The sequence below is a fragment of the Pseudomonas sp. GW822-FHT02D10 genome (assembly GCF_058802345.1).
In genome coordinates, this window is the sequence record NZ_JBXAOB010000026.1 from 35747 (window position 1) to 52658 (window position 16912).

Genomic DNA, 16912 nt, shown 5'->3' on the forward strand with positions numbered 1-16912 from the left:
CCTTATTCAGTGCAGTTGGGGTAAACGTTGCACTCGCGCCCGTCCGGCAATTTGAAAGACTTGAAATCGGTGGTATTGCCGCGACAGAACGCGTACTGGTCTTCAAGGCTTTCACCCATGCAGCGTTTCCAGCCTTGCGGAAAGCGAATCCAGGTATCCCCCATGTAAGGCTCTTCTTCCTTTGCCATCCTGAACACCATTCTCACCGTCCTGCCCGGCAACTGATCGCGCTGCAACACCCCGCCCGCCATGCGTTTCAGCATCTGTCCGTCTGTGTCGGTCGCCCGGCAGTGCAAGATTTTCCGGATATTGCGTTTGGGTCCCACGGTGCGAAACAGCCACTGGCATTGCCCTTGAAACTCCTGAGCGCCCGAGACCGGAAAGGCTGGAAAATCAGTCCCAGCTACGTCACGAAAGGAAAGGCTCGCAAAGTCGCCACCTATGTCAGACCAGCGCGTTCCCCACTTCGCGTCCAGATTCAACTTCAAACTACTCAACACCAACGGACAGCCCCCCGCACGAGTGCTCAACGGAATCTGAAACTCGGCCGTGCGCGGTACGCTCTGATATTCGCTTTTGAAGAACTTGCGATCCGGCGAAACTTCCCCGCGTTTACGCGGCGGCGCCTCACAGGTTTCCCCGGTGGCCGGCACGTAATAGGCGTCGGCCTTGACCCGAAAATCCGCCGGCACTTCGGCCTGCAAGGTAAAGCTCTCTGCCGGGGCAAAAACACAACCGCCAGTGGTAAAAGCCAGAGCGCTGATAGCCAGCACACGAGTCAGTTGCCGGCGCATGAGGCGCAGCGATCGACCGTTGTTGAAAACGGGCTTACTTCCTTCCTTGAGTGCCGTCACCTGATGCTCCTGCCAATGTATCCCGCTGAAAGTTGAAGTATTAACAGGGGTATAGCAGTCATCCAGTCCTATCTGAGGGCCCCGGAAACGTTTGGGATCGGGCCTACAGCCGTCACTGAAATATCTGACTTTTCCAGCGATTAAATAGCCGAAGAGGGCGCAGGGTGTTCATTTCTACCGAGCAAAAAACGCCCATCAGCACCCTCCCGTACCGAACGCATTGGCGACTGTTGCAAACCAGTACTTGACCATTCGCGCAGATGATAAGCATTATCATTAACTCGAATGGATCAGGTCCTACTGTGAGTCAATCGCGCTTCAACCATGTCTTCCTCGCTCAGCGAGTCTCGCTGCTGCGGACCCTGGAGCGGATGGTCAACAACCACAGCACCGCCGAGGACCTCTTGCAGGAAACCTACCTGCGAGTGGCCCGCGCGTTGAGTGAACGGGCCATCGATCACCTCGAACCTTTCGTGTTTCAAACCGCCCGCAACCTGGCGCTGGACCATTTGCGCACACGGCGCATTCAGTCCCGCACGATGCTCGAAGACGTTCCGCTGGACGTCGTGCAAAACATCGCGGCGCCGCTCAGCAGTGCCGAGGACGCCGCCCATGCCGAACAGATGCTCGAACGCTTGAACATCAGCCTCAGCCAACTCACCCCGCGCCAACAACAGATCTTCATCCTCAGCCGCCTGCATGGGCACAGCTATCTGGAGATCGCCGAGCAACAGCGCGTGTCCTTGAGCACTGTGCAAAAAGACCTGAAGCTGATCACGGCGATCTGCGTCAGCGCTTGCAACTGGACGACGGCTCAAAAGTCCTGCTGAACACCCATTCGGCGCTTTCCAGCACCATCAACGACCAGCAACGCATCGCCCACCTGTATCAGGGCGAGGCCTATTTCGAGGTGGCGGCCAATCGCGGCCTGCCACTGGAAATCGATGCCGGCCAGGCTTCAGGAATTTCCGGCGCTGGTGATTCTGAACTAAATGAGAATTATTTTTACTCGATAGCCATCCCCCGTACGTCTCGTTATAGCCAATGCAACTGATTCTCATCTTTGATGTGGATCTGCACCTATAAGATTCGTGCGACACGGAGCGCTATCGATGTCCTCTCGCCTTACCCGCCGGTTCTCTTCACCTTCGCGCGTGCTGTCCCTGCTGACTGCCGCCATTCTGATGGCCGGCACTGCACCGGTCATGGCCGCCACCACGACCCAACAGCCAAGCCACAACATGGGCGACTACACGTTCGCCATCGCCCAGCAACCGCTGGTGTCGGCACTCAACGCCTTCACCGCCGTCACCGGTTGGCAAGTCGGCCTGCCGGCAGAACTCGCTGAAGGTGTCGCCTCGCCGGGTGTACACGGCGCGCTGACACCGGAGAAAGCCCTCGATCGCCTGTTGGTGGGGACCAACCTGAGCTATCGAAAACTGGGCACCCACAACATCGTGCTGGAAAAACGCAGTGCCGGCGGGACCCTCGCCCTGCAACAGATGACCATCAGCGCCACCCGTCAGGAGCAAAGCGTCGACAGTGTGCCGAGCACCGTCACTGTGCACACCCGCGATGAACTGGACCGCAACAACGTCAACACCATCAAGGAACTGGTGCGCTACGAACCGGGTGTTTCGGTCGGCGGCACCGGTACCCGTGGCGGTATCAGCGGCTACAACATTCGCGGCATCGACGGTGACCGGATCCTGACGCAAGTCGATGGCGTCGAGGTGCCCAACGGTTTCTTCAACGGTCCGTACGCCAGGACCCAGCGCAACTATGTCGACCCGGAAATCATCAAGCGCGTGGAAATCCTCCGCGGCCCGGCCTCCGTGCTGTACGGCAGCAACGCCATCGGCGGTGCGGTCAGCTACTTCACCCTCGACCCGGACGACATCATCAAGCCCGGCAAAGACCTCGGCGCCCGCCTGAAAACCGGCTATGACTCCACCAACGACAGCTGGCTGAAATCCGCCACCGTCGCCGGGCGTGCCAAGCAGTTCGACGGCTTGCTGCACTTCAGCCAGCGCGACGGTCATGAAACCGAGTCCTTCGGCAGCAACAACGGCACCGGGCTCAATCGCACCGCCGCCAACCCGGAGGACGTCCGCACCACTAACGTGCTGGCCAAAGCCGGCTGGAACTACGCCGATGATGCTCGTCTGGGCCTGACCTACGAGAAATACAAGGACAACCGCGACACCGACCAGCAAAGTGCGGTCGGTGGCCCGTTCAACAACGGCCAGCCAATGGGCATGTACCGCTCGCGCACCGGCAACGACACCATCACCCGCGAACGCTTCGGTCTGGAAAACAACTTCGCCCTCGACTCCTTGCTGGTCGATCACCTCAAATGGAGCCTGAACTACCAGATCGCCAAGACCGATCAGAGCACCCTGGAAAACTATTTCCCGTTCAGCCGCAACGTGATGCGCAGTCGCGAAACCCTCTATGAAGAACAGCAGTGGGTATTCGACGCACAGCTGGACAAGGCCTTCAACATCGGCGAAACCGACCACCTGCTGACGTATGGCACCACCCTCAAGCAAGAGAAAGTCAGCGGTTCGCGCAGTGGCAGCGGCACCTGCCTGACAGTGTTCGGCAGTTGCCGAAAAATCGGCGCGATCAGCCCTACCGATGTGCTGAAGAAGTCCAGCGACTTCCCGGACCCGACCATCAACACCTACAGCCTGTTCGCCCAGGATCAGATCAGTTGGGACAAATGGACCTTCATGCCGGGCTTGCGGTACGACTACACCCAGCTCAAGCCACACATCACTCAGGAATTCCTCAACACCGTGGCCGCCGATGGCAAAGGCACGGTCAGCGACGAGAACAAGACCTGGCATCGTGTGTCACCCAAGTTCGGCCTGACCTACGCCCTGACCGACAATTACACCTGGTACGGTCAATATGCCGAAGGCTTCCGCACCCCGACCGCCAAGGCGTTGTACGGCCGTTTCGAGAACACCAACCCCGGCTACAGCGTGGCACCGAACCCGAACCTGGAACCGGAAAAAAGCCAGAGCTACGAGACCGGCCTGCGTGGCAACTTCGAGTCCGGCCACTTCGCTGTGGCGGTGTTCTATAACAAGTACCGCGACTTCATCAACGAAGACGCCGTCACCCCGGGCTATAACGAGCTGACGTTCCAGAGCAACAACATCAAACACGCGACCATCAAGGGTGTCGAACTCAAAGGTCGCCTGAACCTCGACACCTTCGGCGCACCGCAAGGCCTCTACACCCAAGGCTCGGTGGCTTACGCCCACGGTCGCAACAACGACACCGGCGAACCGCTCAATGCGGTCAACCCGCTGACCGGCGTGTTCGGTCTGGGTTACGACCAGGACAACTACGGCGCCTTGCTCAGCTGGACTTTGGTGCAGAAGAAAAACCTCGTCGACAGCAGCAGCTTCAAATCGCCGGACGGTGTCAGCAGCCAGTTCAAGACACCGGGCTATGGCGTTGTCGACCTGAGCGGTTTCTACAAAGTGACCGACGAGGTCACCGTCAGCGCTGGCGTGTACAACCTGGCCGACAAGAAATACTGGCAGTGGGACAACGTACGCGGTTACGACAGCGTCGGTGAAGCCGCCGTGCTCAGCCCGGCCAACCTTGATCGCCTGACCGAGCCAGGCCGCAACTTCGCGATCAACCTGATCTGGGATATCTGATTCATGGAACCTTGCTGCGCTTTTGGATGAAAGTGCAGCGAGGATTTTTACTGTGCCGCGTCTGCTGGTTCGTCTAGTTACAACGCGCACTTCATTCTCAAGGACTTCTTCATGACCGCCGCCCAAACCTGCGAACGCCCGAGCCTGCGCTCGCAACGCCTGAATCAGATCACTCACTCGCCGCACAGCAAGCTCGACGCACTGGTGAAAGCTCACGCACCGTTCGAAACCCAAGCCAATTTCGCCCGTTTCGTGGTTGCCCAGTACCTGTTCCAGTCGGAGCTGGTGTCGCTGTACAACGATGCCGAACTGATCGCCATCGTCCCGGACCTGCCGGAGCGTTGCCGCGCCGAAGCCGCCAAGGCTGACCTGGCCGACCTGGAAACCGACGTCCCGGCCCCGGTGGCCGGTGCCGTGAACACCCCGAGAAAAGCCGAGGCGCTCGGCTGGATTTTCGTCTCCGAAGGTTCGAAACTCGGTGCCGCGTTCCTGATCAAGCGCGCCATTGGCCTGGGCCTGAGCGAAACCTTCGGTGCTCGTCACCTCGGTGAGCCAGTGGGTGGCCGCGCCGAAGCCTGGAAAAGCTTCGTCAAAACCCTCGACGGTCTTGAGTTCAGTGCCGAAGAAGAAGCCGCTGTGGAGAAGGGAGCGATTGACGCGTTCAACCGCTTCACCGTGCTGCTGGAACAGGCTTACGCTACAACCCCAGAGCTAGCCTGACGGAGCGCAATCCCTGTGGGAGCGAGCCTGCTCGCGATGACGGACTGACATTCAACATGGTTGTTGACTGAAATTCCGCTATCGCGAGCAAGCTCGCTCCCACAGGGGGATTTCATCCGGACTGACGGTTTTTTGAACTATGATCGTGCTCTCTTCCGGAGGGCCTTCGATGACTGATTTCCTGACGTCCATTCAAGCCGCGCTCGGCTTGCCCGCGACTACCATCGCCTTTACCTCGAACGGCGCCCTGCCCTCGGCGTTTGCCGTGACCGATCTTGCCAGCGCCAGCATCGCGGCTGCCGGCCAGGCCGCCAGCGAATTGCTGCAGCAACAGACCGGTCGTTTGCCGGCCCTTGAAGTCGACCGTCGTCTCGCCTCCTTCTGGTTCGCCACCTCGATCCGCCCGATGGGCTGGAACGTGCCCCCCCTGTGGGACCCCATCGCTGGCGACTACGCAACCCACGACGGCTGGATTCGCCTGCACACCAACGCCCCCCATCACCGCAGTGCCGCCGAACAGGTGCTGGGACACTGCTTTGATCGCAGTGCAATGGCCACCAAAGTCGCTCGGTGGGCCAAAAGCGATCTGGAACATGCGGTGGTCGAGGCCGGCGGTTGTGCATCCGAAATGCGTACGTGGCAACAATGGCAGTCTCACCCTCAAGGGTTGGCGGTCAACGCCGAGCCGCTGATTGATTTTTCCTCCGGCAACAGCGAGCGCTCAAAAGTCTGGCAAGGTTCGGTTGCTCAGCCGCTGGCGGGCATCAAGGTACTGGACCTGACTCGCGTCCTCGCCGGCCCCGTTGCCAGCCGCTTCCTCGCGGGGCTGGGTGCCGATGTGCTGCGCATTGATCCACCGAAATGGAGCGAGCCCGGTGTGGTTCCGGAAGTCACCCTGGGCAAACGCTGTGCTCGCCTGGACCTGCACAACGGCAGCGATCGCGTGGTATTCGAAAGTCTGCTCAAGGACGCCGACATCCTGCTTCACGGCTACCGCGCCAATGCCTTGGAACGGCTCGGCTACGGCACCGCCGAACGACAGAATCTCGCCCCCGGCCTGATCGACATTTGCCTGAATGCCTACGGCTGGAGCGGCCCTTGGCAAAACCGCCGGGGCTTCGACAGTCTGGTGCAAATGAGCAGTGGTATCGCCGAAGCGGGAATGGTCTGGAAGCACGTGGACAAACCGACACCGTTGCCGGTTCAAGCGCTGGACCACGCCACTGGTTATCTGATGGCGGCCAGCGCGATCAAGGCGCTGGCCGAGTGTTTGAGGACCGGACACGGCAGCTCGGCGCGACTGTCATTGGCGCGCACGGCGAAGTTGCTGGTTGAACAGGGGCCGGGGACGGATGAGGTGTTGCGAGCGGAAGATGACAACGATCAGGGAATGTTGGTTGAACAGACACCTTGGGGCCCGGCGCATCGGCTGCATGTACCACTGAAAATCACCGGCACGCCGTTGCAGTGGGCGCTACCAGCCGGAGAATTGGGTTCCCATCGCGCGCAGTGGTGGTGAATGTTCGACCACCTTCGCGAGCAGGCTCGCTCCCACATAGGTCTGATGTGGACACACCATTTGTGATCACCACAAATCAAAGGTGGGAGCGAGCTTGCTCGCGATGACGACCGAACAGTCAACGCAACTACTGAAACAATTTCAGTCAGCCCGAGACAACGACGTCCAAAGCACCTGCGCCGCATACGCCCGACACGGTCGCCAGACCTCGGCACGGGCCAACAATTCACGCGGGGTGAGCGGCCCGCCCTCCAGCGCCGCCAGTGCGTTGATCAACCCCACATCCCCCGACGGAAACGCATCCATCTCTCGCATCTGTCGCAACGCGATGTACTGCGCCGTCCAGTCGCCAATCCCCCACAATGCCAGCAACTGCGCAACACCGCCGTCCCGACCCGGTTCAAACAACAAGGGATCATCAAGCAACGCCTGCGCCACACCAGACAGCGTCCGCCCGCGGCTTTTCGGCATTCCCAACGTTGCCAGATCCGCCACCGCCAACACCGCAGCGTCAGGAAACACATGCGTCAATCCAGACTGCGGCGAAGACAATGGTTCGCCGTATTGCGCAACCAGTTTCCCCGCCAGCTTGATCGCCGCACTCACCGTAATCTGCTGACCCAGCACCGCACGAATCGCCAGTTCCAGCCCATCCCAAGCCCCCGGCACCCGTAGACCTGGACGCTCGGCAATCAACCTTGCCATCAACGGATCAACCGCCAGTTGCTGATGGATGCATGGCAGATCCGCATCCAGATCGAACATCCGCCGCAACCGCGTAACAATCTCCGGCACGGCGGAAACCTCAGGGAAATCCAGTCTCAGTTCCAGCGCATCAGCGGCCGCAGGCGCAATCGAAAACGTGCCGTGCACACCGTTCAGGCAGATGCTGCGCGAGTACACGCCATCGGCCACGCTTTCCAACCCGGCAATCGCCCGCGCCGACAAAAAGCCGAGCATCGCCGGCCAGTCATACGGCGGCTGATAGTCAAGCAATACCTTCACAGCGACATCCTTACCTCTCATCTCAAATCGACTGTTTGTCATGTTTTGAAACCATAATAAATGTTCACTCCATTAAATATGCAGCGTGGCATGACGTTCATCAGATAGCGGAAAAAATAACTTTTATTTAGAACTCTCTCATCCATATCACGAAGGCATTTTGCCAGCTTTGTGGGTAATTCCAGATAAATAAATGCTGTACTGAAAACAAACCCGCAAAATTTGCACATTCTGAAAAGCCAACTAGTTTCAAGTCTTGCAACCCTCAGGATCCATTCCCGCTTTATTCATGCCGACCCCTCTAGAACAAGACTCTCCTGGCCTGAACAGGCTATTTATGAAGTATTCACACATCATTTATCAACAATGGAATGTGACCATGAACTGATCCAGATCAGCTGTTCTATCAACCAGCGGATTTAGGCTGTGGCCTCTCTTCTCCGGCAATGGAGCCATGCAATGTCTGAATCTCCCGGAAAACTACGACTCGGCGCCTTAGTCGCCCTGGTAGTGGGCTCTATGATTGGTGGCGGGATATTCTCTTTGCCGCAAAACATGGCCGCCAGTGCCGACGTTGGTGCAGTACTTATTGGCTGGGCCATCACCGCCGTGGGCATGTTGACCCTGGCTTTCGTCTTCCAGACCCTGGCCAACCGCAAGCCTGACCTCGATGGCGGTGTCTACGCCTACGCCAAGGCCGGTTTCGGCGACTACATGGGTTTCTCGTCCGCCTGGGGTTACTGGATCAGCGCCTGGCTGGGTAACGTCGGCTACTTCGTTCTGCTGTTCAGCACCCTGGGCTACTTCTTCCCGATCTTCGGCGAAGGCAACACCGTGGCTGCGGTGATCGGTGCTTCCGTGCTGCTGTGGGCCGTGCACTTTCTGGTACTGCGCGGGATCAAGGAAGCGGCGTTCATCAACCTGGTGACTACCGTCGCCAAGGTCGTGCCGCTGCTGCTGTTCGTCTTGATCGCGGTGTTCGCGTTCAAACTGGACATATTCACCGCCGACATCTGGGGCATCAAAAACCCCAGCCTGGGCAGCGTGATGAACCAGGTGCGCAACATGATGCTGGTCACCGTCTGGGTGTTCATCGGCATCGAAGGCGCGAGCATCTTCTCGGCCCGCGCCGAAAAACGTTCGGACGTCGGTAAAGCCACCGTTATCGGCTTCATCACCGTGCTGCTGTTCCTGGTGCTGGTGAACGTGCTGTCGCTGGGCATCATGACTCAACCTGCGCTGGCCAAACTGCAGAACCCGTCGATGGCTGCCGTGCTTGAGCATGTGGTCGGTCACTGGGGCGCGGTGCTGATCAGCGTCGGTCTGATCATCTCCTTGCTGGGTGCGCTGCTGTCGTGGGTGCTGCTGTGTGCGGAGATCATGTTCGCCGCCGCCAAAGACCACACCATGCCGGCGTTTTTGCGCCGCGAGAACGCCAATCAGGTGCCGGCCAACGCACTGTGGCTGACCAACGCGATGGTGCAGATTTTCCTGATCATCACCCTGTTCTCGGCCAGTACTTACCTGTCGCTGATCTACCTCGCCACCTCGATGATTCTGGTGCCGTACCTGTGGTCGGCGGCCTATGCCGTACTGCTGGCGGTGCGTGGCGAGAGCTACGAAAACGCCCTGGCCGAACGCAAGAAAGACCTGATCATCGGTGGCATCGCACTGATCTACGCGCTCTGGCTGCTGTACGCCGGCGGGATCAAATACCTGCTGCTGTCCGCCCTGCTCTATGCCCCCGGCGCGATCCTGTTCGCCAAGGCCAAGCGCGAGTTGGGCAAACCGGTTTTCACCAACGTCGAGAAGCTGATTTTTGCCGCGGTGGTCATTGGCGCCCTAGTGGCGGCCTATGGTCTCTACGACGGCTTCCTGACCCTGTAGCACCCGCTCGTAACACTCGACTGTTTTGTACTCTGGAGGATCTGTAATGACCACGGAAAAAGTTAAGTACGGCGTACATTCCGAAGCCGGCAAACTACGCAAAGTCATGGTGTGCTCCCCCGGCCTGGCCCACCAGCGGCTGACCCCGAACAACTGTGACGAACTGCTTTTCGATGATGTGCTGTGGGTTGCCCAGGCCAAGCGTGACCATTTCGACTTCGTCACCAAGATGCGTGAGCGCGATATCGATGTGCTGGAAATGCACAACCTGCTGACCGACATCGTCGCCATCCCCGATGCCCTGGACTGGATCCTGGAGCGCAAGATCACCGCCAACTCGGTGGGTGTCGGCCTGGTCCACGAAGTCGGCTCCTGGCTGCGTAGCCTGGAACCGCGCAAGGTCGCCGAGTTCCTGATCGGCGGCGTGTCGGCCGATGACCTGCCAAGCAGCTTCGGCGGCAAGACTATCGAGATGTTCCGCGACTTCCTCGGCCACTCCAGCTTCATTCTGCCGCCGCTGCCGAACACCCAGTTCACCCGCGACACCACCTGCTGGATCTATGGCGGTGTGACGCTGAACCCGATGTACTGGCCGGCGCGCCGTCAGGAAACCCTGCTGGCCAGCGCCATCTACAAGTTCCACCCGGAGTTCACCCACGCCGACTTCCAGGTCTGGTACGGCGACCCGGATCAGGAGCACGGCAACGCCACGCTGGAAGGCGGCGACGTGATGCCGATCGGTAACGGCGTGGTGTTGATCGGCATGGGCGAACGCTCGTCGCGGCAGGCCATCGGCCAGTTGGCACTGAACCTGTTCAAGCATAAAGCAGTTGAACGGGTGATCGTTGCCGGCCTGCCGAAATCCCGTGCGGCGATGCACCTGGACACCGTGTTCAGCTTCTGCGACCGCGACCTGGTGACGATTTTCCCGGAAGTGGTGAACCAGATCGTGGCCTTCACCCTGCGCCCTGACGAAAGCAAACCGGGCGGCATCGATATCCGTCGCGAAGAAACCAGCTTCCTCGACACCGTGGCCGCCGCGCTCAACCTCAAAGCCCTGCGCGTCGTCGAAACCGGCGGCAACAGCTTCGCCGCCGAACGCGAACAATGGGACGACGGCAACAACGTGGTGGCCGTAGAACCTGGCGTGGTGATCGGTTACGACCGCAACACCTACACCAACACCTTGCTGCGCAAGGCCGGGGTCGAAGTCATCACCATCAGCGCCAGCGAACTCGGCCGTGGCCGTGGCGGCGGCCACTGCATGACCTGCCCGATCATCCGCGATCCCATCGACTATTAACTAATTTTTTAACTTAATGCGACCCGACGCTGTGAAAGCGTAGCGAGCGCAGGAAAGACAAGGCAAAAACAGGCGAGGAAGCGGAGTCTACTGCTTGTAAATGAGCATTCCGAGCCTGTTTTTAACGCAGTATTTCCAAGCGCAGTAGCTTTCACAGTGTCGGGCAAGGAGATCCACATCATGGCTTTCAACATGCGTAATCGCAGCCTGCTGAGTTTGATGCACCACACCCATCGCGAGCTTCACTACCTGCTCGACCTGTCCCGCGACCTGAAACGCGCCAAGTACACCGGCACCGAGCAGCCGCACCTCAAAGGCAAGAACATCGCGCTGATCTTCGAAAAAACCTCGACCCGCACCCGTTGCGCCTTCGAAGTTGCGGCCCATGACCAGGGTGCTCACGTCACCTACATCGACCCGGTGTCATCGCAAATCGGCCACAAGGAAAGCATGAAAGACACCGCCCGCGTTCTCGGCCGGATGTTCGATGCGATCGAGTACCGTGGCTTCGAACAGGAAATCGTCGAAGAGCTGGCCACGTTCGCTGGCGTGCCGGTGTTCAACGGCCTGACCGCCGAGTTCCACCCGACCCAAATGATCGCCGACACCCTGACCATGCGTGAGCACAGCGACAAGCCACTGCATGACATCAGCTACGCCTACCTCGGTGATGCGCGCTACAACATGGGCAACTCACTGCTGATGATCGGCGCCAAACTCGGCATGGACGTGCGCATCGGCGCGCCGAAAGCGCTGTGGCCACACCAGGACTTTATCGACCAGTGCAAAGCCTTCGCCATCGATAGCGGCGCACGCATCACCATCACCGAAGACCCGAAGGAAGCGGTCAAGGGTGTGGACTTCATCCACACCGACATCTGGGTGTCGATGGGTGAACCGGTCGAAGCGTGGGACGAGCGCATCGAGCAACTTATGCCGTACCAGGTCAACGCCAGCATGATGAAAGCCTCGGGCAACCCTCGAGTGAAATTCATGCACTGCCTGCCGGCGTTCCACAACAGTGAAACCAAGGTCGGCAAAGACATCGCAGCGCGTTATCCGAACCTGGCCAACGGCGTTGAAGTGACCGAGGAAGTCTTCGAATCGCCCGCCAACATCGCCTTCGAGCAAGCGGAAAACCGCATGCACACCATCAAGGCGATCCTGGTCTCGGCGCTGGCTGATATCTAAACCAGTCACTGCCCCCCGTAGGAGCTGCCGCAGGCTGCGATCTTTTGATCTTGCTCTTGAGAATCAACTGTCCTCAGGAAAAAGATCGCAGCCTCGTTTCACTCGGCAGCTCCTACGGGATCACCGAATTTCAGAAGGACTGCATTATGCGTATCGTCGTTGCACTGGGCGGTAACGCCCTGCTCCGCCGTGGTGAACCCATGACCGCGGACAACCAACGCGCCAACATCCGGATCGCCACCGAACAGATCGCCAAAATCCATCCTGGCAATCAACTGGTGATCGCTCACGGCAATGGCCCGCAAGTCGGTCTGCTGTCGCTGCAAGCGGCGGCCTACACCTCCGTTTCCCCTTACCCGCTGGACGTGCTCGGTGCCGAAACCGAAGGCATGATCGGCTACATCATCGAACAGGAGCTGGGCAACCTGCTGGACTTCGAAGTGCCATTCGCGACCCTGCTGACCCAGGTTGAAGTCGACGCCAGGGACCCGGCGTTCCAGAACCCGAGCAAACCCATCGGCCCGGTCTACTCCAAGGCCGAAGCCGAGGCGCTGGCCGCTGAAAAAGGCTGGGCGATTGCCCCGGACGGCGACAAGTTCCGCCGTGTGGTGGCCAGTCCGAAACCCAAGCGCATCTTCGAGATCCGTCCAATCAAGTGGCTGCTGGACAAAGGCAGCATCGTGATCTGCGCGGGCGGCGGCGGCATTCCGACGATGTACGACGAGAATCGCAAGCTCAAGGGCGTGGAAGCGGTGATCGACAAGGACCTGTGTTCGGCGCTGCTGGCCGAACAGCTTGAAAGTGACTTGCTGGTAATCGCCACCGACGTCAACGCCGCGTTTATCGACTTCGGCAAGCCGACCCAGAAAGCCATCGCCCAGGCCCACCCGGACGACATCGAAAAACTCGGCTTCGCGGCCGGCTCCATGGGCCCGAAAGTCCAGGCGGCCTGCGAGTTCGCCCGCAACACTGGCAAAATCGCGGTGATCGGTTCACTCTCGGACATCGAAGCGATCGTCCAGGGCACGGCCGGCACCCGTATCAGCACGGCTAAACCTGGCATCACCTACCTATAAAAACAGCCGGGGCAGACCTCATGCCTGCCCCGCTTCAATGCCTTTGAAGGAGACGCCATGGCCACGTTCGAGCCCGGTCACTTGCACATCGAGCGCCACGCGCTGAACAAGGACGACTTCAGCTACAACTTGTACATTGACTATGAGGTCGCAACAGATCCCAAGGAAGGCACAGGCATGCTCTTCAAGGTGCATGGCTCGGTCGAAGGCAAGGACCTGAGTGAAGAGTTCTTCCTGCCCAGGGACCAGGCCTTCGACTTTGCCCGACACGCCACGCGCATCGCACAGAAATACGGCATGCCTAAAAGCGTCAGCATCGGTTCGCTGCACAAGTACTACGACGAAATGTTCGAAGACGTACGCGCGCAACTGCACGTCAAATCCGGGGATCCGGTCAAACCCGAACACCTGGAATAACCCACAGGAGATCGATGTCGTCCTGAAGCTCTGCGCAGGATTTCACCATTAGCCCGCTCCAAGGCATACTTGCCACCCTCCGCACTCCAGAACACTGAACCGCCCCATGCGTATCCACGTCAGCTTCATCGACCGCGTCGGCATCACCCAGGAAGTCCTGGCCTTGCTCGGTGGGCGCAATCTCAATCTGGATGCGGTGGAAATGGTTCCGCCAAACGTTTACATCGACGCTCCGACCCTCAGCCCGCAAGTACTCGAAGAACTGCGCGATGCGCTGTTCAGCGTGCGCGGCGTGCAGGCGGTGACGGTGGTCGACATCCTTCCTGGCCAGCGGCGGCACCTGCAACTCGACGCGCTGCTGGCGGCGATGACCGACCCGGTGCTGGCGCTCGATGGCGCCGGCAATGTGTTGCTGGCCAATCCGGCACTGATCGCCTTGTACGGCCGTGAACCGGCCGGGGAAAGCGTTGCCGAGCTGTTCGCCGATCCGGCGCTGCTGGAAACACTGCTGGAAAACGGCTTCCGTTTGCCGCTGCGCGAGATCACCGTCAACGGCCAGACCTTGCTGCTGGATGCCACGCCGATCACCGACGCCGGCGCCTTGCTGACCTTGTATCAACCCAATCGTATCGGTGAACAACTGTCGGCGTTGCACCACGATCACGCCGAAGGTTTCGATGCGTTGCTCGGTGAGTCCCCGGCGATTCGCACCCTCAAGGCCCGTGCGCAACGGGTGGCGGCGCTCGATGCACCGCTGCTGATCCAGGGTGAAACCGGCACCGGTAAAGAACTGGTGGCCCGCGCCTGCCATGCGATCAGCGCCCGACACAGCGCGCCGTTTCTGGCATTGAACTGCGCGGCACTGCCGGAGAACCTCGCCGAAAGCGAGCTGTTCGGCTATGCCCCCGGCGCCTTCACTGGCGCTCAGCGTGGCGGCAAGCCAGGTCTGATGGAACTGGCCAACCAGGGCACGGTGTTCCTTGACGAGATCGGCGAAATGTCGCCGTACTTGCAGGCCAAATTGCTGCGCTTCCTCAACGATGGCAGCTTCCGCCGGGTCGGTGGCGATCGTGAGGTCAAGGTCAACGTGCGGATCCTCAGCGCCACCCACCGTGATCTGGAAAAAATGGTCAGCGAAGGCGCGTTCCGGGAGGACCTGTTCTACCGCCTCAACGTGCTCAACGTCGAAGTCCCGCCGCTGCGTGAGCGCGGTCAGGACATCCTGCTGCTGGCGCGCTACTTCATGCAGCAGGCTTGCGCACAGATCCAGCGTCCGGTCTGTCGTCTGGCGCCCGGCACTTACCCGGCCTTGCTCGGCAACCGCTGGCCGGGCAACGTGCGGCAATTGCAGAACGTGATCTTCCGCGCCGCGGCCATTTGCGAAAGCAGCCTGGTGGATATTGGCGACCTGGACATCGCCGGCACCTCCGTGGCGCGCCAGAGTGACACCGAAGTCGACAGCCTCGAACAAGCCATGGAAGCGTTCGAGAAAACCCTGCTGGAAAAGCTCTACGTCAACTACCCCTCGACCCGCCAACTGGCCAGCCGCCTGCAAACCTCCCACACCGCCATCGCCCATCGATTGCGCAAGTACGGCATACCCGGCAAGGCCTGAAATCGCCATCGTCGGATCGCCGCCCGGAGCAAGCTCGCTCCCACAGGGGATTTTTGGTGTTCACATAATGTGTGACCGACACAAACCAGTGTGGGAGCGAGCTTGCTCGCGATGAGTCCCTGCGCAGCACCACAAAACTCTGCCAATGCATCAAAAACGACCTCCATCTGTACTGAATGCGCTACAGCGGAACGATTTCGCTACACCCTCATTTAAGCAGCGCTACGCAAGGCTTTGATCCTCATAGGCTTTTTTTCTCGCGCCAAACTGTAGCGATTTCGCTACAGGCGGTTTTTTAAACTCGTCAGCAATAATCAATAACCCATTGATTTATAACAAATAAAAAACATTGGCCGCGTTCTTGCTGAGCATCTGACCATTCAGCTCTGCCCTGCACGAGCATTCAATCGCGTCCACCAGACGAGTCTGGCCCCTGAGGAGTTTCCATGAGCGAGTTGCGTTTTACTGAAGATCACGAATGGCTGCGCACCGAAGCTGACGGCAGCGTTACGGTCGGCATCACCGCCTTCGCACAGGACGCCCTGGGCGACGTGGTCTATGTGCAACTGCCAGAACTGCAGTCCTACGACAAAGGCGCCGAAGCTGCCACCGTGGAATCGGTAAAAGCCGCCAGCGGCGTCTATATGCCATTGGACGGTGAAGTGATCGAGACCAACCCGGCCCTCAACGACAGCCCTGAACGGGTCAACGAAGATCCGCTGGGCGAAGGCTGGTTCTTCCGCTTCAAGCCTACCGACGCCTCGGCTGTCGCCAAACTGCTGGATCAGGACGCTTACGACCGTCTGATCAAAGCCAACGCCGAAGTCTGAGGAGCCGCAATGACTATCAATCTAAGCACCGCCAACGAATTCATCGCGCGCCACATCGGCCCGCGTTCCGGCGATGAGCAAGCCATGCTCAACAGCCTGGGTTTTGACTCCCTGGAAGCCCTGAGCGCCAGCGTCATCCCCGACAGCATCAAGGGCACCAGCGTCCTCGGACTGGAAGACGGCTTGAGCGAAGCCGACGCCCTGGCCTCGATCAAAGCCATTGCCGCGAAGAACCAACTGTTCAAAACCTACATCGGCCAGGGCTACTACGGCACCCACACGCCGTCGCCGATCCTGCGCAACCTGCTGGAAAACCCGGCCTGGTACACCGCGTACACCCCGTACCAGCCAGAGATTTCACAGGGTCGTCTGGAAGCGCTGCTGAACTTCCAGACCCTGATCAGCGACCTGACCGGCCTGCCGATCGCCAACGCCTCGCTGCTGGATGAAGCCACCGCCGCTGCCGAAGCCATGACCTTCTGCAAACGCCTGAGCAAGAATAAAGGCAGCCACGCCTTCTTCGCCTCGATCCACTGCCACCCGCAAACCCTCGACGTGCTGCGCACCCGTGCCGAGCCATTGGGCATTGACGTGGTGGTGGGCGACGAGCGCGAACTGACGGATGTCAGCGCGTTCTTCGGTGCGCTGTTGCAATACCCGGCGAGCAACGGTGACCTGTTCGACTACCGCGCACTGACCGAGCGGTTCCACGCGGCCAACGCGCTGGTGGCGGTCGCCGCTGACCTGCTGGCCCTGACCGTGCTGACCCCGCCGGGCGAGTTCGGCGCCGATGTCGCCATCGGCAGTGCGCAACG

At 59.7% G+C, this 16912-nt stretch carries 14 protein-coding genes and 1 pseudogene; 13 read left to right on the forward strand and 2 right to left on the reverse strand.

Features of this window, described 5'->3' with window-relative positions; genetic code table 11:
• Positions 1-2 precede the first annotated feature (2 nt).
• On the reverse strand, positions 3-854 hold the full coding sequence (locus AC1RPZ_RS26290; protein WP_493140687.1) for a hypothetical protein: 852 nt from the start codon (positions 852-854) through the stop codon (positions 3-5).
• A 302-nt stretch (positions 855-1156) separates the two neighbouring features.
• Between AC1RPZ_RS26290 and AC1RPZ_RS26295 the strand changes: the two genes are divergently transcribed.
• The 5 genes and pseudogenes from AC1RPZ_RS26295 to AC1RPZ_RS26315 all read left to right on the forward strand — a co-directional run bounded on the left by AC1RPZ_RS26295 (position 1157) and on the right by AC1RPZ_RS26315 (position 6773).
• Positions 1157-1684, forward strand: coding sequence for an RNA polymerase sigma factor (locus AC1RPZ_RS26295; RefSeq protein ID WP_493140689.1), 528 nt, complete (start codon positions 1157-1159; stop codon positions 1682-1684).
• Positions 1642-1807, forward strand: a pseudogene (locus tag AC1RPZ_RS26300) (FecR domain-containing protein); the annotation flags it as partial. The gene AC1RPZ_RS26295 and the pseudogene AC1RPZ_RS26300, both read left to right, overlap by 43 nt.
• Before the next feature lie 159 nt (positions 1808-1966).
• Positions 1967-4534 carry a TonB-dependent receptor gene (locus AC1RPZ_RS26305; protein WP_493140691.1) on the forward strand — a complete coding sequence of 856 codons (2568 nt, stop codon included), beginning with the start codon at positions 1967-1969 and terminating at the stop codon, positions 4532-4534.
• Between the two features lie 111 nt (positions 4535-4645).
• Positions 4646-5254, forward strand: coding sequence for a biliverdin-producing heme oxygenase (locus tag AC1RPZ_RS26310; RefSeq protein WP_493140693.1), 609 nt, complete (start codon positions 4646-4648; stop codon positions 5252-5254).
• A gap of 169 nt (positions 5255-5423) precedes the next feature.
• Positions 5424-6773 carry a CoA transferase gene (locus AC1RPZ_RS26315; protein WP_493140694.1) on the forward strand — a complete coding sequence of 450 codons (1350 nt, stop codon included), beginning with the start codon at positions 5424-5426 and terminating at the stop codon, positions 6771-6773.
• A gap of 141 nt (positions 6774-6914) precedes the next feature.
• Here AC1RPZ_RS26315 and AC1RPZ_RS26320 read toward each other — a convergent pair whose 3' ends face one another.
• Positions 6915-7778, reverse strand: coding sequence for a DNA-3-methyladenine glycosylase family protein (locus tag AC1RPZ_RS26320; protein ID WP_493140695.1), 864 nt, complete (start codon positions 7776-7778; stop codon positions 6915-6917).
• Between the two features lie 459 nt (positions 7779-8237).
• Between AC1RPZ_RS26320 and arcD the strand changes: the two genes are divergently transcribed.
• From arcD to AC1RPZ_RS26360, 8 genes are all read left to right on the forward strand, one after another.
• Positions 8238-9665 (forward strand): arginine-ornithine antiporter, encoded by a 1428-nt coding sequence (gene arcD, locus AC1RPZ_RS26325; RefSeq protein ID WP_493140697.1) that lies wholly within the window; start codon positions 8238-8240, stop codon positions 9663-9665.
• 46 nt (positions 9666-9711) lie between these two features.
• On the forward strand, positions 9712-10968 hold the full coding sequence (gene arcA, locus AC1RPZ_RS26330) for an arginine deiminase (protein ID WP_493140699.1): 1257 nt from the start codon (positions 9712-9714) through the stop codon (positions 10966-10968).
• Between the two features lie 180 nt (positions 10969-11148).
• Positions 11149-12159 (forward strand): ornithine carbamoyltransferase, encoded by a 1011-nt coding sequence (locus AC1RPZ_RS26335; protein WP_493140701.1) that lies wholly within the window; start codon positions 11149-11151, stop codon positions 12157-12159.
• A 146-nt stretch (positions 12160-12305) separates the two neighbouring features.
• Positions 12306-13235 (forward strand): carbamate kinase, encoded by a 930-nt coding sequence (gene arcC / locus AC1RPZ_RS26340; protein WP_493140702.1) that lies wholly within the window; start codon positions 12306-12308, stop codon positions 13233-13235.
• A gap of 57 nt (positions 13236-13292) precedes the next feature.
• Positions 13293-13652, forward strand: a complete 360-nt coding sequence (locus AC1RPZ_RS26345; protein ID WP_493140704.1) for a DUF5064 family protein — start codon at positions 13293-13295, stop codon at positions 13650-13652.
• Positions 13653-13758: 106 nt separating this feature from the next.
• Positions 13759-15267: a transcriptional regulator GcsR gene (gene gcsR, locus AC1RPZ_RS26350; RefSeq protein WP_493140706.1), complete on the forward strand. Its 1509-nt coding sequence runs from the start codon at positions 13759-13761 to the stop codon at positions 15265-15267.
• Positions 15268-15713: 446 nt separating this feature from the next.
• Positions 15714-16097 carry a glycine cleavage system protein GcvH gene (gcvH, locus tag AC1RPZ_RS26355; RefSeq protein ID WP_493140708.1) on the forward strand — a complete coding sequence of 128 codons (384 nt, stop codon included), beginning with the start codon at positions 15714-15716 and terminating at the stop codon, positions 16095-16097.
• Between the two features lie 9 nt (positions 16098-16106).
• Positions 16107-16912 (forward strand): PLP-dependent aminotransferase family protein (locus AC1RPZ_RS26360; RefSeq protein WP_493140709.1); only part of this gene is annotated, 806 nt, incomplete at its 3' end.